This window comes from Vibrio sp. ER1A (genome assembly GCF_000733315.1).
GTDB lineage: Bacteria > Pseudomonadota > Gammaproteobacteria > Enterobacterales > Vibrionaceae > Vibrio > Vibrio mediterranei.
Map to the genome: position 1 here is coordinate 155,050 of NZ_JPJA01000094.1, position 21,253 is coordinate 176,302.

Genomic DNA, 21,253 nt, shown 5'->3' on the forward strand with positions numbered 1-21,253 from the left:
GGAGCCCATTTTTATCCAATAAACAACCAAACCCCAACGCCACACATGAGTGTTCCCGCAATGCGGTTCATGGTCCGTACGTTGTTTGCATTACCCAATGTTCGTTTCAATCCTTTTCCACCAGTCGCGTAGATAGTCATACAAACAAACTCACTGACCAAAATGATTCCAAGCATGATCGATACTTGTCCAAACATTGGCTTTGACTGGTCGATAAATGGGGGAAGAAGCGAAATCATAAATGCCCAACCTTTGGGATTGGCAATAGCGGTAACAAAGCCTTGAACGACTAGATCCCAATCTTTGTGTTCGGTTTGTTGTTCAACGTCAGAGGTGATGGCTAGTTTACCACGTGAGCGCCACATTTGGATGCCAAGATAGAACAGATAAGTTGCGCCGACGGCCTTAAAGACAGTGAATACTTCTGGGTATTTCAACATGACGGCAGCGATACCTAAGATAGCAGCAAGAGAAACAGCGGCAACACCGAGCAATTCACCGACCATCATCCACAACGTACGTCGGTAGCCAATACTCATGCCCATTGTAAGCGCTAGTGTCATGCACATTCCTGGGGTGATAGAAACAAAGAAAAATGTGGGGATGAATATTGAGAGTGTTGCCCAGTCCATAATGATGCTTATTAGAATATTTAACAATTTAGCTATTAATAACAGAGATTTCGTGACAGAACTATCAATTTGTTAAACAGAATGGAATATTTTTGGCTAGTGAAAGGTTGGAGTTAAATAGAGTCGTTAAACAATGTGAAGTATAAAATAGGGAAGAGCGGTTAAATATTAGGTGTAATGACTGCTTAAGAAGAATACACCCAAACGGTAACACTTTGACATACATAGTGTTTACATCCATTGTTGTTGAGCTATCCAATAACGTACATAGGAATCTAAGAAATGGAATTCACAAAAACCATTCGTCGACTGAGTACTATCGTCATTGCATCTCTCACTGCTGTGGCAACCTTTCAAGTGCAAGCTGACGATAAAGTCTACCGTTTAAAACTGGCAGAAACCTGGGGGCCTAATACGCCAATTCTGGGCGATGCGAGTAAGAATATGGCAAAGTTAGCCAAAGAAATGTCGAATGGACGTTTAATTATTCGAATCGACTCTGCTAACAAACACAAAGCCCCCTTAGGTGTGTTTGATATGGTTAAGTCTGGTCAATATGACCTTGGTCATTCAAGTTCATACTATTGGAAAGGTAAGGTCCCTAATACTCTGTATTTCTCATCGATGCCATTTGGTATGACAACGATGGAGCAGTATTCGTGGTTCTATCATGGTGGGGGTCTAGAGCTCATGCAGCAAGTCTATTCACCTCATAATTTGTTGTCGTTCCCTGGCGGAAACTCAGACATACAAATGGGTGGTTGGTTTAAAAAAGAGATCAACACCGTTGAGGATCTGCAAGGTTTGAAGATGCGTATCCCTGGCTTTGCTGGTGAGGTGTTAGCGAAAGTTGGCGCGAAACCAACCAACATCGCGCCGGGCGAACTGTATACCTCATTAGAGCGAGGAACAATTGACGCATTAGAATGGGTAGGGCCTGCCTTTGATCTACGAATGGGTTTTCAAAAAATCGCACCTTATTACTACACAGCATGGCATGAACCAGGCTCTGAAACACAATTCTTAGTCAACAAGAAAGTGTGGGAGTCTCTGCCAGCTGATCTACAAATCATCTTAGAAACCTCATTCCGCGTTGCCGCGTTTGATATGTACACCCAAGCTTTGCATGAGAATGCGAACAGTTGGTCTAAGATGAGTTCAGAGTATCCGAATATTAAAGTCCGTTCTTTCCCACCAGAAGTGATCAATGCTCTAAAAGCAGCAAATGAAGAACTGCTTCAGCAGCAGGCGGCTAACGATAAGCTGGCGAAAGAGATTCTTGATTCACAAGCTAATTATCTAGTGAAGATGCGTGAATGGACTAACATCTCACTTCAAGCTTACCTAAACGAACAGGCCAACTAATTACAGTGGTTAGATTGAAAGAAAACACCCCGCATTATGCGGGGTGTTTTTTTATAGCGGTGCTCGACTAGTGAATGAAATATCCTTTCCATGACCAGATCCAATCATGACTGCTTCAAAAATAGGGGCTGACGCTTGGTTTGGATTCGACCATTCGATTAAGAAATTGGCCCCAGCACCTCCACTGACTTCACGCTTCTCAACCAAGTATTCAGAACTGGACATTGCCTCAAGTTTGTAGCCTTCTGAGACAAACTGACGAACAAGTTGGCCGTTGGTGTCATAGTAATTGATGCTATGGATATTAATACTTGAGTTAGGGTCAGTGTTACGCACGACTAAGGTGCTTTCCAGCAATACGGCTTTACCACCATCGGTATAAATATGCGAATAGACAGGAACATAGGAACGCGCGGTATCACCAAGACTGCCATTGGTTACTTTTAGAGAAGTTCTTTCTATTTGTTGTGCCTGGTGGCTAAGCTTCTCTTCTATCGTATCAACAGATTTCACTAGTGTACCAAGATAGATAGCGAGTCCGATGACAAGTATGGTGGAGATAATGGACACGAATTGGCTAGCATTTTGTTTTGCAGTCATAAAGTCTCCTGTTATTGTTTAGTTCACTAAAACTATTATATTCGTAATCTCGAGATAGGTGTCATAAATTGCTTCAAATCAGAGGGTTATGAGTGAAGTTTTCTGTTAGCAATTGTGTTTTTTTGAGGTGTTTGAGCCTTTTCTAAGAAGCATGTTGGAATAAAAGTTAAGAAGTTTTATTTATCCTTTGTGAACATCACGATGTGAGCGTTTTTTGGGCTCATGGACGATAGCAAGATCTCTGAGTTTGGTCTCATCAATAATGACACTACGAACCTTGTCATTGCGCTTGGCTTCATACATAGCGAAGTCTGTATAGATAAGTAACTGCTTGATACTCAACTCACTAATGTCTGGTAAGAAGACTCCAACAGAGGCATACAGCGTTAATACAACCCCGGAGCCGCGCACTATAAACGGATAGCTTTCTAGTTGGTCTAATATTGTTCTGAGTTCATTAGGGTCGAATTCTGTGATAGCAACGAACTCGTCACCACCGATCCGGTAAATTTGACCATCAATGGTTTCTTTCAAACGTTTGGCGTAGCAACGTAATACTTGGTCACCGACCGTATGACCATAAGTGTCGTTAATGTGTTTAAAGCCATTAAGGTCGATGTAAATGAGTCCGTGGCCTTTTTCTAGAGCCTGTTTACGGATACGGTTTAAAGCATGACGATTTTTAAGTTTAGTCAGTGCATCATGATTGGCACGATGATTGGTGATGTAACCGAAGAAAAAGGTCACTAGTACTAGCAGCGCTAACAGTGTATTGATGATATTTAATCGACGTTTGTCACTCTCTTTTTCATTCAGTTCACGCCAGTTTGCTGGTGGCTGATAACGGCGGTTGATTGAGTTGGCGTCGATAAAGTCTAAGGTTCTATTAAACAACTGAGCGAGAAACTCGCCACGTTCAGTTTTAGGAAACCCAAAACTCAACTCAGATTGATAAAAAGGACGAAAGTAACGGTCTTGAGTCACGTTGGTTATATTGTGTTCGTATAATAGTGTGTCTAACGTGACTTGACTGGTAATAGCGTAATCGACTTCCCCGTTAGTAAGTCCGTTAATGAGCTTTTCAGTATCACCGTAGTAAACCAGAGTTTTATTGGGCAATGAACGGCGAGTGATGGAGGCAAACACATCGTTTTCCACTACACCGACTTTTTCCGCGAACAGTTCGGAAATATGTCGGTAGACTTCCTCTTTATAACCTATGCGCTTGGCGATGGCACCATGAATAGACGCGTAGGGACGGCTGAAGTTAAGTATACGCTGACGGTGTTTTATGTCAGCAATAGGGGTCGTCACGTCACGTTCACCCAAAGTGAGCTTTTGTAAAGATACTGACCACGATTCAGTAGGGTCGTAGACCATTCGGCATTTTAGTTGGTTGAGTTTGCAAATTTGCTTTGCAAACTCAACAGAAATGCCCTCTGGTTGTCCATTCGCTCCTGAAAACACATACGGTGGGCGAGGGTTAAGATAAATCTCAATAACAGAGTCGAGGTCTAAGCCACTAGATTTAACTTTGTGTCTCAGTTGTTTAATAGCAATTTCGGTAATGTAACTGTCGATGTAACGACGGATTTCTTTTTGAACAGAGTCTTTTGCAATAATGTCACTAAAAGCCGCTAATAGTGGTTTATTTTCTGGCTTGTTGGTAATAATCGAGACAGGTGGAATGGAAACTTGGTCGTTGATCGAGGTTGCTTTAAACCCCGCAGATAAAAAGCTCTCTAATTGTAGGAAAGTGCCAATATAGCCATCTATATTACCTGCCAATAAGCTCTCAAATGCAACGTCATTGTCATTGAATCCCAATATACGTTTGTCGGGATAGTATCTCTGAATTATGTCGTTAAACGCCGTTCCCATTGTTGTTCCAATGACACGCATTTCATCAAACGACTCGCCACCTCTGTTAAATAAATAGGTTGGTTCAATGTTAATGGGCTCAGAGAAGATGAATCGTGAAGCTCGACTCTTGGTATAGGTAATATTAGCGACAAAGTCTATTTTACCGTCTTCAACAGCATCTAATCGCTCACCAAATACAGGATAGTCTGCGTACTGAAAAGAGATATTGGATTGTTTTTCAATGGTAGAAAAAATAAAACGGGCGATAAAGTCTCGTTCATGAGCCGCGACAATATAGGTATCCGACTGAGCTAGAGTTGTGTGCGTGGCTCCTAGTAATACGATCAAAACAACCATGCGAGTGAGCATGGTTTTAAATGTAAGCACGCAATTAAGTTTCAACTCCAATAACTCCTTCCTTGGGGTGAATCAGAGATACAGACATAGTTTAATAATAGATATGAAGAATACAACGTTAACTGGCTGAATTAAAAATAAAAGCTGGTTTATTTTCGAAAACTGAGAGGGGCGTGTTGCTCCTTGACTGAATAGCGCATGATAATAAGAAAGTTGAAGTTTGAGTAAGTGTTCATTTTTGAGGGGCAAAAGCGGCGGACGAACGATCTGGAAAAGGCTACCTTAGAGTGAGGTAGCCTTTGTTTCTTTTCTAATTTAAACCATTACCGCGTCGTCGGCGTTGTCTGGACCATTGTCGCGCTTAGCGATATGCAAGCCCCACATAGCTAGCAATGCCATGATCAACATGATTACACCTAGTGGCAGCTGGCTAGTGGCGGGTATAACAGATGCGCCTAAGGTTGCCAAACCGGCACCGAGATTTTGCATACCTCCTAACACAGCACCACCTGTTCCCGCGTGGTTTGGGAAAGGGGTTAAGGCACCTGTAGTCGCTGCAGGGAACAAAACACCTGCGCCAAGAAAGTAAACCGTAGAGCCGATAGTAAGTGTCCAAGCGTCGGTCGAGCCTTGTAACCCAGGCACAAGGACGACTGCAGAGCCTACAAGTATCGAAACCAGACCAAACTTAAACGCTGCATTGTTGCCATAACGTTTTGCGATGATGGACGAGAATCCAGCACCAAGTAAATAACCTGGAATTGGCAACACAAACAGGATGCTTACCGTCAATGCCGAAAGCTTTAGAACGCCACCAAACAACACGCCAGCAGCGGCTTCAAATACGGCAACACCTGCAAAGGTAGCAACTAAGCAAATGACGTAGCCTTGAAAACGCTTATCAGAAAGCACAAATCGGTAGTTATCCATCGCGGAACTTTGGCTACGCCTCTCAACTGGAAGAGTTTCGACCAATTTAGAAGCCATAACTATGACAACTGCTACGGCAAACAGAGTCAAAAAAAGGTAGCTAGAGCGCCAACCCATAGTTTCAGTTAACACACCACCAAGCACGGGCGCGAGCAATGGCGAAAAAATCACGCACATGCTAATGATGCTGTTGGCTCTGTGTAGTTCTTCGCCTGAAAAGCAGTCTCGAGAAAGAGTTCGTGACATTGCGCCGCCGCTACCAATTCCCGCACCTTGAATGAAGCTGCCCAGTAGAAAGAGTTCAAAAGAATGTGCGAACAAGCTTATAAGCGCTCCGATTAGATAGATAACAAGGCCAACGATAATAATTGGCTTGCGACCTAATCGATCAGACAGTGGGCCGTAGATGAACTGAGACAAACCATAAGGAATCAAATAGCACGCCATTACTGCCTGGAGCATCGCTGGATTAACGCGGAACTCTTGCGCCATTTGCCCAATTGACGGTACATACATTGTCTGCGTCATTTGGCCAACGGCTGTCAAAATTGCGATTAAAAAGGTCAGCTTTGCTAATGGATATTTAGATGCCATTTCGTTTCTGTCTCGTCTCTGCGTGGTTCGTGCTTTTTGTTGTTCAAATTCGCCACTGTGGGCGGTAGGGCGCAGATATTAGAGTTTGAAATAGAATCAATCAATAGAAAAGTGTGATGATAATCACGATAAATATTTTTAATTTCCATAAGTAAAACTAATGCGAACTTCGGCTGAAGTTCGCATTGGTGGTTAATTGCTTGCGACCTGAGTGACTAGGTCTAATGTCGTGTTTTGAGCGAGGTCATGTTGATATACGTGAACGTCTCTTTGTGGGAAAGGAATGCTGATCCCATTGCGGTCCAGTTGTTTCTTTACCTCTTCGGTTACTTCCCAATATACATCCCAATAGTCTTCTGTTCGTACCCATGGTCGAACAATAAAATCGACAGAGCTCTCATTAAGTGTATGGACATAGATCATCGGTTCTGGGGATTTAAGTACTTTCGGGTGCTGCTGCAAGATATCAGAAAAGACCTGTTTCGCTTGATCTATATCGTCGCCGTAGCCAATACCAAAGGTCATATCAACACGTCGAGTTTTCTCTGCGGTAATATTATTGATGGTATCTCCCCAAATCTTATTATTCGGAATGACTAATCTTTGATTATCAACAGTACGTATGGTCGTTGATACTAAGCTCATATGGCTCACTGTTCCTGATATGCCGGCAACCTTGACCAGATCTCCTACATCAAAAGGACGGTAGATGAGTATCATCATGCCAGACGCAAAGTTAGACAAGGTATCTTGTAATGCAAAACCAATAATTACACCCGCCACTCCAAAACCAGTCAATAGCGGTCCTAACTCTATACCAAGCTGTGATAAGGCTATAAGCAGCCCTAGAGCCGTTACTCCTTTTTGTGCCATTGAAACAAAGAAATCTTGCATCAAAACACTGAATTTCATTGTTGAATGGCTAACGCTCTTCCTAACCGCCTTACCAACAATTTTAGCGAACGAACGTGACAACCAGAGTATGACGCCAAAGACGAATATCTTCACAATTAGTGACGGAGTATGCTCCATCGCCCAATCTTTAAATGCGCCTAACCACTCTTTCATGAGCCCGACAATTACGCTGAAATCGAGAACGTCCGTGCTAATATCCCCCGTTACAGTGAATAACAGCTGTTTATACTCTGTAGTGTCAACACCGTAGTTTTCCAACAGGGTAATACTGGACTCTAAGCTAAGAATAAGTAAATTAATCTGACCAGAAATTCGGATCCCATCTTCTTGCAATCCTGCTTTACCGTCTTCTGGTACGTAAGCAAGTCGGTCATTAATGTCACTTAGTTGGCTATCTAAGAAAAGAACAGAGTTATATAAAAAGTCAGCACGTTTCTGTAAGTCTTGCTCTAATTGAGTTTCCGCTTTTGAAATGTCTACCCCTAATTCAGCGGCCCAAGATAACGTGGCGGACAGATCAGCATAATACTCATCCATCGCGGTAATACGTTTTTGCATTGCAAACTGAACGGCATCTTTTTCAGTGTCGCTCGCAATTTTGGATGCGTCGGAAAGTCGTTTAAGGTCTTGGTCGTTTGCCGCAAGTAATGTTTGTAGGAGGTGAATTTGTTGTGTAACAAGCAGCTTGTTCTCATCTACTTGGTTTTTATGTTGCAACTGTTCCGCAAGTGATTGTCTCAACGCGTCGTTTTTTCTGTCGATAATACTCTCTTCAAAACGGTTAAGTTCAGCCTGCTTTTGTAATGTATTTATGTCCTGTTGAAGTGCATCCATTTGCGCGAAGAGTGGGCTTGCAGTACCTAAAGATGTGGCATGGCTATCTTCGGCTAGCGTAACAGGAGAGGCACATCCAATTGCCAATGCTAAAACAAGAGTTAATTTGCTTTTCATTCGCTGTCTCTGGTTGAGTTGATGTTGGATTATCGCTTAGCGATCCATGAGTAGGTTTTTTTAGCAAGCCATACTCCGGCTTTGGCTATCGCTGTGATTAGCGTAAAAAGAAAGGAAGCAATAGATGAGATTAACTCCCCTGTGCCAATCATCAGTTTGTAAGTGTCGGTGTGTTGAAATTCTCTATATGTCATATCGTGCCTCCTAAAGCGTTAAGCACATAGTAATGACAACGTATTATTAAATTTGTCATTTTGCGCCACTGTTGTCATAAAGGAGCGAACTTTAGAGAAATGCTGAGCAGGGTTCGATATTGTTAGCAATAAAGCAGATATTTAGAATAGATAAATCAGTGTAAGAATTTATGAGTGAGAATAGTTAAGTTATTGAGTTGTAATAAGCCTTAGAGTGAAAGCCGGCTAAGAGCCGGCTTTTTAGGTTGTATTTAAAGGGTAGGCTAAGTGAGTTTCATTTCTTGAATGATGTCTGACGCGATCTCTGGTTTGGTGCTCGTCGGTTTGGCGTGCAAGTCAGTTTTTAGTTGTCCTTTTCGGTTTCGCAAACCTGCTTCAAGCTTCTTCAACGCTGCGGAAATGGCTGGGTACATAATATCGTGAGTGGCTTTAGCTGATACTCTCACACCTTCATAATTGGTGAAGATCTCCACTTCGTGTTGGCCATGTTCTTTCTTGATAATGATGTCACAGCTAATCAACTGAGGAAAGTGAGCTGATACTTTGTCAAATTTGTTTTCAATCTCTTGACGAGACTCTTCGCCAATTGAAACGTGGTGGGTCTGAACGTTTATTTTCATTAATTGTACCTCTCCTTTCACTACGTCTTTTAAACGTAGCAAAGGAGGGCTGTTTTGACAAAAATAGTTAGTACAAATGGAATAGAAATTGAGCCTTATTTGGAAAGGGACTTTTCTAATTGCGTTAGAGAATAACTGTATGTGAACCAAGAGCTTAGACCCGCAAGAATATTTCCGACCAAAGCGCCCCAAAAGAGTCCTTCGATTCCTCCAAACTGTGACCCTAACCACAAGCAAGGTAAGAAGAAGGCAAATAATCGAAGCGCTGAAATGGTCAAAGCAGTTTTTGCTTTGCCAAGCGCATTGGATATAGACACCATTAACATACAGATGCCCAAAGGCCCAAGGCTGAAAGGGACTAAGATAAGATGATAATTGAGGATCTGTTGTACATTGTCTTCACTGGTCATCAGGATTGATAAATGGCCTGCAAACAAGTAAGTGATAATGGCGACGAAGAGTTGGAACGCAAGAATATAACTTACGGCAAGGTTAACGAGTTTTTTGATATCCGTAAGGTTTTTAGCCCCCAATAGCTTACCAACCATAGGCGGCATAGACATGGTCAATGCTAATACGGTTACAATGGCAAAAAACTCGTAACGAGAGCCCAGTGCCCATGCCGCTACTGCAGCAGTACCAAATGTTGCGAGTAGTTTAGTAGCCAACATCGACGAAAGCGGGGGAAGCAATTGACTAACCATCGCGGGTGCCATAATTTTCCATATCGACTTCAAACTACTTACTACATTGACATCTTTCCAGTCAAATGATGCCCAATTCTTATTGACCACTTTCGGTGCGACAAAAGCGATACCAATACCAAAGGCGACGACAGTCGCAATTGCCGCGCCATTAATACCCAAATCAAAGGTAAAGATAAACAATGGATCGAGAATTAAGTTAATGATACTCGTTGCGACCATCATCATCCCTGGTAGAACCGTATTCCCATTGGCGCGACAAACGCTGTAGTAAAAGTACAGTACCGCACCGACCCAAGAGCTTAGAAGCCAATAAGGCCAATAGCTATCAATTACGGGATAGACGGATTCAGGTGCACTCAGCATGGCGAGGATTGGGTGTCGAATAAGCCAAATGAGTACGCCAATTACCGCAACACCTAGACTACCGAAAACAAGAATTAATCCGCCTAACTGCTTTGCGTAAGACTCGTCATTGGCCCCCAAAGCGCGAGAAATGATTGCTGTTGTGGCGATACCAAGACCTACTTGGATACCAATAATGACCATTTGCATCGGCAAGGTAAAACCTTGAGCAGCGAGAGGTAGTACGCCTAATTGTCCGATAAAGGCACTATCGACTAATTGAAAGCTCATGAGGGATAACACACCCAGCACCATAGGAAGGGTCATGTTGAACAATTGTTTGGCTAACTGTTTTGAATCTTTATCCACGTTGTTCTCTTTATTTGTGCCTATTTACTTATCATTGTGTACTGGAGAAAACGGAGAGACGGGCATTTTGCCCGTCTCTGTTCACGTCATAGCTTACGAGACCATTCGTTATAGGGGGTTAAACAAAGCAAACTTTAATATTACTTACGCTTTAATCCTCGAACTTATCCGCATATCCTTTTGGAGGTGGTGTCCATCCACGCTCGCGAGAATGTTTGTCATTTCGATCGACTTGCATGGCATCCTTTATGAAGCCTTCCAACTCAATGAATAAGTCTCGGTAGTTGTTATCGTAGCGTTCTTCACCATCTGCACCGTCTGCCCAAGCTTTATATAGACGGTCGGACTGTTTATCTTCAATCGTCTTATAGATAGATTTCTGCTGTTCAATAAAGAATGGGTGAAAGCCAAGACATTTCATGGTATTAGCTCCAAGCTCTAAAGCTGAGTGGTAGGTTTCAGACTCTATATAGTCTGCGCCGGCTTGCCTTAGTTGGTAACCGTGCCCTCTGTCGAACGCTCGAGTAAGAATTTTGACGTGAGGGTACGTATGTTTAACGTATTTTACAAGCTCAACATTGGTTTCTTGATTATCAATAGCGATAACAAGCAGTTTCACATCTTCGATTCCTGCAGTATGCAGGATATCTGGCTTGGACGCGTCACCAAAATAAGCTTTGGTGCCAATTTGGCGCATGTTATCGACTTGTTCAGCACGTACGTCTAGTACCACCGTCTTCACATCATTGGCGACCAAAAGACGATTGACGATTTGCCCAAAGCGGCCAATACCCGCAATCAAGACAGTGCCTCGCTCTTCAACTGTGTCGGCCTCACGGTCATTACTGTCTTTCTCAAATTTAGGTAAGATGACTTTATCAAACAGAATAAACAGACCAGGAGTTAAGAACATAGATAAAGCAACAACCAGTGATAGTGTTTGGGCGATATCGGTAGGCAATACATGATTCTGAACCGAGAAGCTTAGGAGAACAAAACCAAACTCACCGGCTTGAGCAAGACTCAAGGTAAATAACCATCGGGCACTATCTTTGATTTTGAAAATCATCGCGAGTACGTACAGTACTGCTGCCTTGAGGAGCATCACACCCAAAGTTAAACTGATAATGACAAAGAAATCGTCAAATAGGATACCGAAGTTAATACCTGCGCCAACGGTAATAAAGAACAGGCCTAGGAGAAGCCCTTTAAAAGGATCGATATTTGACTCCAGCTCATGTCTAAACTCACTGTTTGCCAATACGACACCTGCTAAAAATGTACCAAGGGCAGGAGATAGACCGACCAAGCTCATTAAGGCTGCAATACCAATGACAAGCATAAGCGCAGTAGCTGTAAAGATTTCTCTCAACCCAGATGATGCAACGAACCTAAACAAAGGTCGACTCAGGTAATGCCCGCCAACGACGACCACCGCAATTGACGCAGTAATGACTAAGCCATAAGCCCACCCTGGAAGTCCTGTTACCAAGCTCAATTCGTCATGATGCTCAGCTGCTTGCGCCGCGGCGCTTTGCGCTTGCTCCACCAGTTCTGGCAAAGCGAGTAAAGGAATAAATGCCAACATTGGAATAACGGCAATGTCTTGAAATAGCAAGACTGAAAATGCACTCTGGCCACCTTCTGTTTTCGACAGCCCTTTTTCATTAAAGGTTTGCAGAACAATTGCAGTCGAAGAAAGAGCAAAAATAAGGCCAATCGTCAGGGCAATGCTCCAGCTTTGTCCGAGCATTAGCGCTATTCCCATAACCACCACTGCTGTGCCACCAACTTGAATTCCACCAAGACCGATAAGTTTATGACGCATGCCCCAAAGCATCTTAGGTTCTAGTTCTAGGCCAACCAAGAACAGCATCATAACGACACCAAACTCGGCAAAATGTTGAATGGCAGTCGTTTCTTCGCCTACGAGGCCAATAATAGGCCCGATTACCACCCCTGCAATGAGGTAACCGAGTACAGAGCCTAAACCTAAGCGCTTAGCAATAGGTACTGCGATGACGGCGGCTATAAGATAAACAAAAGCCTGGAGAAAGTAACCGGTCATGATGCGTCCTTATCTGATTCGACAGTCTGTTCTTGTGGCCAATAATGGTTAAGTTTTTCGAGAGGTTTTGCTCGTTCGATATCGAATTCGCTGGTAACAAGCAGGTTTAAAAGCGTTTTCCAACGCTCTCTATGCTCAGGTATTCGTCGCTCTTCTTGAGCTGTACGTGAACCAAAAAGGCAGAAAGGCGGTAAATAGGTCATGCCCGTCAAACTAGCAGTCTGTTCTAATGGTTGGAGTAGTTCTCTGATAGTGAAATGGTTGTAGCCTTCTGTTTGATAAGCATCTGCCTTACCGCCAGCAGAGATTGCGCATAAAAAAGTCTTACCATGCAGTGCTGTGCCATCTTGCCCATAAGCAAATCCATACTCTAATACCAAGTCTTGCCATTCTTTAAGGATAGAAGGCGTTGAGTACCAATAGAGAGGGAATTGAAAAATAACAATATCGTGATCAATTAATCGTTGTTGTTCTTTATCGATATTAATGTTGTAAGTTGGGTACTCATAATACAGATCGACCGCTGTGACTCCTTTAATGGATTGGGCATCTCTAAACATCGGAGCATTGACCTCTGAGCGTCTCTGAGATGGATGTGCGTATAGCACCAGCACTTTGTTATTTTTTTCGGGCATAATGGCTTCCGGATAGCTTCATCTATGAGTTTTAATATCTAGTACACAAAAAGATATTTTTCAATTGGTTACCGTCTAGTAACCTTAACATTGAACCCCGTTAAACATCTTTAGCTTGCTACTATTAATTGCGAGAATTAACGGTCACATAAAGGAGTCTAGATATGCGATTGTCGGTTAGAGCAGCGACGCAAGACGATGCAAATGAGTTATTGGAATTATATCGGCAAACAATTCGCACTGTAAATCGCAATGATTACAATAAGATGCAGATTAGAGCATGGGCTCGTGATGAGTTAGAGACATCCGCTTTTGAAGCGTATATTGCTCGATGTAAGCCTTTTGTGGTGACAAACCAAACTCAGATACTGGGTTATAGTGATTTACAAGCCGATGGATTAATAGACCATTTCTATTGTCACCACCAAGCACAGAGGCAAGGGGTAGGGAGTGTGTTGATGCAGACCATTATCAATAAAGCGCGAGAAGCTGATATTTGTAGGCTGTACTCCTATGTGAGCATTACAGCAAAGCCGTTTTTCCTTCATTTTGGCTTTAACGTAGTGCGACCAAACCAAGCTGACATTCGTGGCGTCGTGTTAGATAACTATCTGATGGAAAGAGTATTAAAAGATGAATAACTCGATGTTTGAAGTGAAAGAGATTGCTCAAGAACAGTTACCATTGGATATTTTGTTATTGGCTGACCCAGAGGAAGCCGCGATTAACGTTTATCGAGGCCGATGTCATGCTTTTGCTGTGTTTATGCAAGATAGGTTGATTGGGGCAACGTTAATTGAAGTGGATAAGGTTAATGGTAAAGCTGAACTGTTCAATATCGCAACCTACCCAGAGTACCATGGCAAAGGATTTGGCGGAGTTCTACTTGATGAAACATTAGCGAAGTTAGCGAGCCGAGGTATTAGAATTGTCGAATTAGGAACAGGTACATTTGGTTATCAACTATCGTTTTATCAAAAGCACGGTTTTCGAGTAGAGAGAGTGATTAAAGACTTCTTTCTCGATAATTATGATGAACCGATCTTCGAACACGGTATTCAACACAAAGACATGTTACGCCTAGTTTGGCGAGCAGAAGAGATTGACGAGTAGTTATAGTAACGGTAGATTGCGCGACCCGAATGTGGAATTAATGGTTTGATAGTTGGAGGTATTTATATGGGTGAAATGTATACAAAACATGCAGAAAAGTACGCAGATGCGATTGAAAATAACGCGTATAATGGCCTTTATGAGCGTCCTTCAACACTAGCTTTAGTGGGTGAGGTAAACAACAAAGCGGTATTGGACTTAGGGTGTGGTCCTGGTGTTTATGCGCAGCACTTTGTTAATCAGGGGGCGACAGTAACCGCTGTCGATCTCTCAGAACAAATGGTTCAAATTACTAAACAAAAACTAGGTGACGCTGTAACATGCTATGCGCAAGATCTATCTGATGGACTTCCTAAAGAAGCCGACGATAGTTATGACTTTGTTGTTTGCCCTTTAATGGTGCACTACCTTGAAGATTTGGTGCCTCTTTTTAAAGAGGTACATCGTGTACTTAAACAAGGCGGACAGTTCATTTTCTCTACCCATCACCCACTTGTTGATTTTGAAGATGACGCTTTTAACAACTATTTTGCAGTAGAGCGTATCACCGAAGACTGGAATACCGTTGGCGAGCCCGTAGAGGTTTCATTCTTTAGACGTTCGTTTACTAACTTGTTTGATAGCTTAGCGGAAAGTGGTTTTACTCTTGACAAATTTTCTGAAGGTCAACCTGATCCGGCGATGAAAGAAGTATCACCTGAGACATTTGATAAACTGTCACGTCGTCCAAACTTCATTTTTATCCGCGCAAAAGCGAATTAACCAGTGCCGAATATCGGCAAATGGTCATCGTTTCCGGTGTGATTTCTGCTAAAAGGGCAAAAAACGAGTTTTTTTTGCCCAATAACCCGTTCAAATTACAAATCAATTTGGCATTAGCGGCGGGTTTTATTAGTATGTACAGCTATCAAAAAACACCCTTATGGATACTACCGGACGGTAGACGAGGAAACGATGCAACATCTAGAAGAGATCATTGCTAACGCGAGCGCGGCGATTGAAGCTGCAGACTCGCTAGTCGCACTTGACGAAGTGCGTGTTCAGTATCTAGGTAAGAAAGGTGAGCTAACCGCTCAGCTTCAAAGCCTAGGTAAACTACCACCAGAAGAACGCCGCAGTGCTGGTCAAGAGATCAACAAAGCAAAAGGTGTGGTTCAACAAACGATTGCTGCTCGTAAAGATGCACTACAACGTGCTGAACTTGAAGCAAAACTTGCAGCAGAGACTATCGACGTTACTCTACCGGGTCGTCGTATCGAGAACGGTGGTCTACACCCAGTTACTCGTACTGTTGAGCGTATTGAACAGTTCTTCGGTGAGCTAGGCTTTAACACTGAGTCTGGTCCAGAAATCGAAGATGCATTCCACAACTTCGATGCACTAAACATCGCAGAAGACCACCCAGCTCGTACTGACCACGATACTTTCTTCTTCAACCCAGATTTGATGCTACGTACTCACACGTCTGGCGTTCAAATTCGTACGATGGAAAATGGTAAACCGCCATTCCGCTTCATCGCACCTGGTCGTGTTTACCGTAACGATTATGACCAAACTCATACGCCAATGTTCCACCAAGTGGAAGGGATGCTAGTTGACGAGAATGTAAACTTCGCTCAGCTAAAAGGTATTCTGCATGACTTCCTATGCAACTTCTTCGAAGAGGAAGTTGAAGTTCGTTTCCGTCCATCTTACTTCCCGTTTACAGAGCCTTCTGCTGAAGTAGACGTAAAAGGCAAGAACGGCAAGTGGCTTGAAGTTCTTGGCTGCGGCATGGTTCACCCGAACGTACTTCGTGCTGTTGGCATTGACCCTGAGAAATACTCTGGCTTCGCGTTTGGTATGGGCGTAGAGCGTCTGACAATGTTACGTTACGGCGTAAATGACCTGCGTGCGTTCTTCGAGAACGACCTTCGTTTCCTAAAACAGTTCAAGTAATCCAGAGGGTTCATCACAATGAAATTCAGCGAATCATGGCTTCGTGAGTGGGTTAGCCCTTCGGTTACGACTGACGAGCTTACGCACCAAATTACAATGGCTGGTCTTGAGGTAGACGACGTACTACCAGTATCTGGCTCTTTCACTGGCGTTAAAGTAGGTAAAGTGGTTGAGTGTGGTCAGCACCCAGACGCAGATAAACTACGCGTAACAAAAGTTGATGTTGGCGCAGAAGAACTGCTAGACATCGTTTGTGGCGCTCCTAACTGCCGTGAAGGTCTTAAAGTAGCAGTAGCAACCGTTGGTGCTGTTCTTCCTGGCGATTTCAAAATTAAGAAAGCGAAACTACGCGGTCAGCCTTCACACGGTATGCTTTGCTCATTCACTGAGCTGGGTATCGACGTTGAGTCTGACGGTATCATGGAACTTGCAGAAGACGCTGTTATCGGTACTGATTTCCGCGACTTCCTAGGTCTTGATGACGTAACGGTAGACGTAGACCTAACAGCTAACCGTGCTGACTGTTTCAGCATTCGTGGTTTAGCTCGTGAAGTAGGTGTTCTAAATCGTGCAGACGTGACAGAGCCAGCAGTAAACGCGGTTGAAGTGTCTATTGCAGATGTTGCTTCTATCGAAGTTAAAGCACCAGCAGCGTGTCCTCGCTACCTAGGTCGTATCGTAAAGAACGTGAACGTTCAAGCTGAAACGCCACTGTGGATGCAAGAAAAACTGCGCCGTTGTGGTATTCGTTCAATCGACCCAGTCGTTGATATCACTAACTACGTTCTACTAGAGCAAGGCCAACCAATGCATGCATTCGATCTAGCGAAGATCGAAGGTGGCATCGTGGTACGTATGGCGGAGCAAGGCGAGAAGCTAACACTTTTAGACGGTACTGAAGCAGAGCTTAACGCAGATACTCTAGTTGTTGCTGATCACAATAAAGCACTGGCAATTGCTGGTATCTTTGGTGGTGAAGAGTCTGGTGTTACCACTGAGACTAAAGACGTTCTACTAGAATGTGCATTCTTCGCACCTGACCACATCCGTGGTCGCGCACGTAGCTACGGCCTTCACACTGATTCTTCAATGCGTTTTGAGCGTGGTGTGGATTTCGCACTTCAGACAAGTGCAATGGAGCGTGCAACAGAGCTTCTTGTTGACATCTGTGGCGGTGAAGTGGCACCAGTTGTTGGTGTTGAGTCAGAAGCTGAACTACCAAAAGCTAATACAGTAGCACTGCGTCGTACTAAGTTAGACGCACTACTTGGTCACCATATTGAAGATGCGGACGTTGTTGAGATCCTTGAGCGTTTAGGCTTGACTGTTGAGGCATCAGAGTCTGGTTGGACGGCAACAGCACCAACATGGCGTTTCGATATCGCTATCGAGCAGGATTTGATTGAAGAAGTTGGTCGTATCTACGGTTATGACAATATTCCAAACCAGCATCCAGCAGCAGCACTGAAGATGCACAACCATGTTGAAGCCGATCTGCCTCTTAAGCGTGTTCGTAACCTGCTTGTTGACCGTGGTTACCAAGAAGCCATCACTTATAGCTTCGTTGAACCAGAGCAACAAAAGCTAATCGTTCCTGACGTTGAGCCACTCGTATTGCCATTCCCAATTTCTGCGGAAATGTCGGCAATGCGTCTTGGTCTGATTCAGGGTCTGCTTAACACGGTTGTTCACAACCAGAAGCGTCAGCAGCCACGTGTTCGCCTATTTGAGTACGGTTTACGTTTCATCCCTTGTGAAACTGCAGAAAACGGTATGCGCCAAGAGCCAATGCTTGCTGGTGTTATCGCTGGTACACGCAGCGAAGAGCATTGGGACATTGAAACTAACACAGTTGACTTCTTTGACCTTAAAGGCGACCTAGAAGCGATCCTAGAACTGTCAGCAAACGAGAAAGCATACTCATTTGCTGCAGCGAAACACCCAGCGCTTCACCCAGGTCAGTCTGCGGCAATCGTTGTAGATGGCAAAGAAGTTGGTGTAATTGGTACTGTTCACCCAGAGCTTGAGCGTAAGTTTGGTCTTAATGGCCGTACTATCGTGTTCGAAATTGAATGGTCTGCGATTAACTCTAAAGTGATTCCAGAAGCGGTACAGCTTTCTAAGTTCCCTTCAAACCGTCGCGACATTGCCGTTGTTGTTGATGAAGCTGTTGCTTCAGGTGACATTGTTGCAGCGTGTCTAGAACAGGGTGGTGAGTTCTTGAAAGACGCGAAACTGTTCGATGTATACGTTGGTAAAGGTGTTGAAGAAGGCAAGAAGAGTCTTGCTATCGCACTAACGTTGCAATCAGTTGAACGTACTCTAGAAGACGCAGATATCGCTGGTGCGGTGGATACAATCGTTGCTCACGTATCTGAGAAGTTTGGTGCTTCACTGCGCGACTAATTATTAGTTATTCACTTAGTTAAGTGTTCGAAAAGCGAGTCAATTTAATTGGCTCGCTTTTTTTGTTTAATCACATAGAACTGATGCAACCTAAAAATATAGCTCTTTATACACGAGATTGTATAACTTTCTGTCGAGCGGGCTAAACGTGTTTCATATTGGCTAGCATCTGCAACTTACTGTTTTTATAAGATAAATGCTGTAAAACTGTGGTCTAGGTTAGGTATTTTGTAATTTGTTGTTATTTTATTTATGTCTGATATATCGATAATAATTGAAATATATGACTGCGGTTGTGCTCGGTATGCTGTTAAAACTTTTGTTTTGTGCTATCAAAACGGTAACTTGCTAATAGATAAGAAAATATCCTGACATTTCCATGATATAAAAAAGTTGGCGAAAATCAGAAGGTTGGCTTACACTTTTCAAAGTTAGACCGTTATGTTGTTGATTGGTCAAACGAAATGTTTAGCGCTATCGCTGTGATAGTAAGGTTTAAATTAGCTTTGAGGGGAGTTTTATGGCGCTCACAAAAGCCGATCTGGCTGAGAACCTATTTGAGAAACTCGGATTCAGTAAAAGGGATGCCAAGGAAACGGTAGAAGTATTTTTTGAGGAAATCAGAAAATCACTCGAAAGTGGCGAACAGGTAAAACTGTCGGGTTTTGGTAATTTTGACTTGAGAGACAAGAATGAACGTCCTGGTCGAAATCCTAAGACTGGTGAAGATATTCCAATTTCTGCTCGACGCGTAGTTACATTCCGTCCCGGCCAAAAACTGAAGGCACGAGTCGAGAACATCAAAGTAGATTAAGTTCTTACTTTAGAAAACAAAAAGACCACAATATGTGGTCTTTTTGTTTTTTTGTCGATGAATTTACTCGTTAAAGAGTCAAGACTAAAGCGACATTATGCCGCTTTAATGTTGGTAGTAATGTATGGCTGCCACGCATTTTGATAAAGCTCTAGAGATTGTCTTCTTAAGCTGGTGATTTGCGCAGTTTCAATATCGTTTAAGCTACGATCTTGTGAGGCTGCGTTGCGCTCGATACCTTGAATTATCTCATAAAGATCATGCTCTGGACCGCTTTTCACGTCGGCAATAGCTTTCAGGTGAAGCTGAACTTCTGCAATGATGCCGGTCTTAGGAAGTTGAACCAAAATATTCAAGTCACGGTAACCAGAAGGCGCAGGACTCTTGAAGCGGTTTTTAACACGAACGACTTTGGCTTCGCGATTGAGAGCTTCATAAGCACCTACAAGACCTTCAACATCATCGGCTACGATTGTGCCACGAGCTAAGTCGGTGATTTGATGTACTTCACCATTAAGTTCAGTACGGATTTTTTCCTGTGCACGGTCATAAGATTTCACGCCTGCGAAATAAGCGTCGGTACCAGTAAGTAGGGCGGTAGTTTTACACAGCGACTCTAATTCGTGCTGAGCTTGGTGGGCTTTGCTATACAAGATATCAAAGTCAGAATGCGGTTGAAGTGCGTTGCTGTTAACAGCATCGATGCCATATAAGCCACTTAGGCTATGTTTGAATACGGATGGACAAACTTCGTTCTGTTCTTGGTTTCCTTTTGAAGTAGTTGAATCGGATTGATTAAGCGTTGCCGCAAATGCAGGTGCGCGGCTGAGTACCAATAGCATTAGTGCTGCGGTACGAAGAAACATGCTCATTCTCTCTCCTAGTTACGTTACGAAAACGGTATGCAAAAAGGACGATAACGTTCAGGAGTTGCACTACCTATAGTATGGGGACTAACTTACCGAACCCAACCTAAAAACACGAAACAGTGTCTGATGTGTGACCTAAGTCTCGCAATAAAGTTACCTTCAGAGGCATGACTTTTTGTCCTCATTCTGTAAACTCTACGTTAATGATTATCCACACCGAATATGAACGATAAATGAACGATTTTGAATTGTGGCATGATAAATGGGCATCGAATAAAATTGGCTTTCATCTGGAAGATGTGAACCCGTTACTTATCAAATACTGGAACCAAGTAAAACCAAACCGCACTGATGGTGTTTTTGTGCCGCTTTGTGGTAAATCTGAGGACCTTGTTTGGCTAGCACAACGCCACGATAGCGTTCAAGGTGTAGAGCTCAGTCAGATCGCTGTGCGTGCCTTTTTTGCCGAGCATTTTTATACGCCAATGGTCACTCCAATTAATGGCCAATTTGAGTTGTATCAGTTTGACGAGTTAGATATCTACGTAGGTGACTATTTCACAGCTCCTATACGGCCTGTAGAGCTTATCTATGACCGTGCTGCACTTATCGCTATGCCGGAAGAGTTAAGAGCCTTATACGTTGAGAACTTGAAGCGTTCTCTAATGCCGGGTGGTCGAATCCTATTGATTACGCTTGATTATGTCCAAGCTGAAATGTCCGGGCCTCCGTTTAGTGTTCCGTCGAGTGAAGTAAAGGCGTACTTTGGTGAAGAATACCGTTTAACGTTGTTGGAACGAGATGAGGCAGACGATAATCATCGTCGCATAAAACAAGGTTTAACTCGATTTGCTGAAGAAGTTTGGCTTATTGAGCACCTAGATTAATGAGTCAAGCAGTTTACCCTGACCAAGAAAGCCAGACCCTAAGGATCTGGCTTTTTATTTACTGTCTGTGAACTTTCAATAATC

Annotated in this window: 19 protein-coding genes; 8 read left to right on the plus strand and 11 right to left on the minus strand. The window is 43.3% G+C overall.

The window, feature by feature from the left end; genetic code table 11:
- Nucleotides 1-11 precede the first annotated feature (11 nt).
- On the minus strand, nucleotides 12-632 hold the full coding sequence (locus HW45_RS23980) for a LysE family translocator (RefSeq protein ID WP_038222142.1): 621 nt from the start codon (nucleotides 630-632) through the stop codon (nucleotides 12-14).
- Nucleotides 633-914: 282 nt separating this feature from the next.
- Between HW45_RS23980 and HW45_RS23985 the strand changes: the two genes are divergently transcribed.
- Complete coding sequence (locus tag HW45_RS23985) at nucleotides 915-1,997, plus strand: TRAP transporter substrate-binding protein (RefSeq protein ID WP_006070697.1); 1,083 nt, start codon at nucleotides 915-917, stop codon at nucleotides 1,995-1,997.
- Between the two features lie 51 nt (nucleotides 1,998-2,048).
- On the opposite strand, the gene HW45_RS23990 is transcribed toward HW45_RS23985, so the two are convergent.
- From HW45_RS23990 to HW45_RS24025, 9 genes are all read right to left on the minus strand, one after another.
- On the minus strand, nucleotides 2,049-2,597 hold the full coding sequence (locus HW45_RS23990) for a DUF3124 domain-containing protein (protein ID WP_081875890.1): 549 nt from the start codon (nucleotides 2,595-2,597) through the stop codon (nucleotides 2,049-2,051).
- Between the two features lie 180 nt (nucleotides 2,598-2,777).
- Nucleotides 2,778-4,862: a transporter substrate-binding domain-containing diguanylate cyclase gene (locus HW45_RS23995; protein ID WP_152559709.1), complete on the minus strand. Its 2,085-nt coding sequence runs from the start codon at nucleotides 4,860-4,862 to the stop codon at nucleotides 2,778-2,780.
- 270 nt (nucleotides 4,863-5,132) lie between these two features.
- Entirely contained in the window at nucleotides 5,133-6,341 is a 1,209-nt protein-coding gene (emrD, locus tag HW45_RS24000) for a multidrug efflux MFS transporter EmrD (protein ID WP_038230358.1), read from the minus strand.
- Nucleotides 6,342-6,533: 192 nt separating this feature from the next.
- On the minus strand, nucleotides 6,534-8,207 hold the full coding sequence (locus HW45_RS24005; RefSeq protein ID WP_038230359.1) for a mechanosensitive ion channel family protein: 1,674 nt from the start codon (nucleotides 8,205-8,207) through the stop codon (nucleotides 6,534-6,536).
- A 29-nt stretch (nucleotides 8,208-8,236) separates the two neighbouring features.
- On the minus strand, nucleotides 8,237-8,401 hold the full coding sequence (locus tag HW45_RS29640; protein ID WP_160171234.1) for a hypothetical protein: 165 nt from the start codon (nucleotides 8,399-8,401) through the stop codon (nucleotides 8,237-8,239).
- Between the two features lie 263 nt (nucleotides 8,402-8,664).
- Nucleotides 8,665-9,021 carry a ribosome hibernation-promoting factor, HPF/YfiA family gene (hpf, locus tag HW45_RS24010; protein ID WP_006070691.1) on the minus strand — a complete coding sequence of 119 codons (357 nt, stop codon included), beginning with the start codon at nucleotides 9,019-9,021 and terminating at the stop codon, nucleotides 8,665-8,667.
- 95 nt (nucleotides 9,022-9,116) lie between these two features.
- Nucleotides 9,117-10,397, minus strand: coding sequence for an MATE family efflux transporter (locus HW45_RS24015; protein WP_051868369.1), 1,281 nt, complete (start codon nucleotides 10,395-10,397; stop codon nucleotides 9,117-9,119).
- Between the two features lie 193 nt (nucleotides 10,398-10,590).
- Complete coding sequence (locus HW45_RS24020; RefSeq protein ID WP_038230364.1) at nucleotides 10,591-12,507, minus strand: monovalent cation:proton antiporter-2 (CPA2) family protein; 1,917 nt, start codon at nucleotides 12,505-12,507, stop codon at nucleotides 10,591-10,593.
- Nucleotides 12,504-13,142: an NAD(P)H-dependent oxidoreductase gene (locus tag HW45_RS24025; protein ID WP_038230369.1), complete on the minus strand. Its 639-nt coding sequence runs from the start codon at nucleotides 13,140-13,142 to the stop codon at nucleotides 12,504-12,506. Before HW45_RS24025 ends, HW45_RS24020 begins: the two co-directional genes overlap by 4 nt.
- 164 nt (nucleotides 13,143-13,306) lie before the next feature.
- On the opposite strand from HW45_RS24025, the gene HW45_RS24030 reads away from it, so the two are divergent.
- The 6 genes from HW45_RS24030 to ihfA all read left to right on the plus strand — a co-directional run bounded on the left by HW45_RS24030 (nucleotide 13,307) and on the right by ihfA (nucleotide 19,413).
- The gene (locus tag HW45_RS24030) at nucleotides 13,307-13,783 is read left to right on the plus strand and encodes a GNAT family N-acetyltransferase (RefSeq protein WP_038230371.1); all 477 of its coding nucleotides are present in this window, start codon (nucleotides 13,307-13,309) and stop codon (nucleotides 13,781-13,783) included.
- Nucleotides 13,776-14,255, plus strand: a complete 480-nt coding sequence (locus HW45_RS24035; RefSeq protein WP_081836378.1) for a GNAT family N-acetyltransferase — start codon at nucleotides 13,776-13,778, stop codon at nucleotides 14,253-14,255. Before HW45_RS24030 ends, HW45_RS24035 begins: the two co-directional genes overlap by 8 nt.
- A gap of 66 nt (nucleotides 14,256-14,321) precedes the next feature.
- Complete coding sequence (locus tag HW45_RS24040; RefSeq protein ID WP_038230374.1) at nucleotides 14,322-15,017, plus strand: class I SAM-dependent DNA methyltransferase; 696 nt, start codon at nucleotides 14,322-14,324, stop codon at nucleotides 15,015-15,017.
- Between the two features lie 192 nt (nucleotides 15,018-15,209).
- On the plus strand, nucleotides 15,210-16,193 hold the full coding sequence (pheS, locus tag HW45_RS24045) for a phenylalanine--tRNA ligase subunit alpha (protein WP_006070684.1): 984 nt from the start codon (nucleotides 15,210-15,212) through the stop codon (nucleotides 16,191-16,193).
- An 18-nt stretch (nucleotides 16,194-16,211) separates the two neighbouring features.
- Nucleotides 16,212-18,599 carry a phenylalanine--tRNA ligase subunit beta gene (gene pheT / locus HW45_RS24050; RefSeq protein WP_038230376.1) on the plus strand — a complete coding sequence of 796 codons (2,388 nt, stop codon included), beginning with the start codon at nucleotides 16,212-16,214 and terminating at the stop codon, nucleotides 18,597-18,599.
- A 520-nt stretch (nucleotides 18,600-19,119) separates the two neighbouring features.
- Nucleotides 19,120-19,413: an integration host factor subunit alpha gene (ihfA, locus tag HW45_RS24055; RefSeq protein WP_006074250.1), complete on the plus strand. Its 294-nt coding sequence runs from the start codon at nucleotides 19,120-19,122 to the stop codon at nucleotides 19,411-19,413.
- Nucleotides 19,414-19,508: 95 nt separating this feature from the next.
- On the opposite strand, the gene HW45_RS24060 is transcribed toward ihfA, so the two are convergent.
- The gene (locus tag HW45_RS24060) at nucleotides 19,509-20,285 is read right to left on the minus strand and encodes a RelA/SpoT domain-containing protein (RefSeq protein ID WP_038230378.1); all 777 of its coding nucleotides are present in this window, start codon (nucleotides 20,283-20,285) and stop codon (nucleotides 19,509-19,511) included.
- A gap of 230 nt (nucleotides 20,286-20,515) precedes the next feature.
- On the opposite strand from HW45_RS24060, the gene HW45_RS24065 reads away from it, so the two are divergent.
- Complete coding sequence (locus HW45_RS24065; protein WP_038230379.1) at nucleotides 20,516-21,169, plus strand: thiopurine S-methyltransferase; 654 nt, start codon at nucleotides 20,516-20,518, stop codon at nucleotides 21,167-21,169.
- Nucleotides 21,170-21,253: the final 84 nt, after the last annotated feature.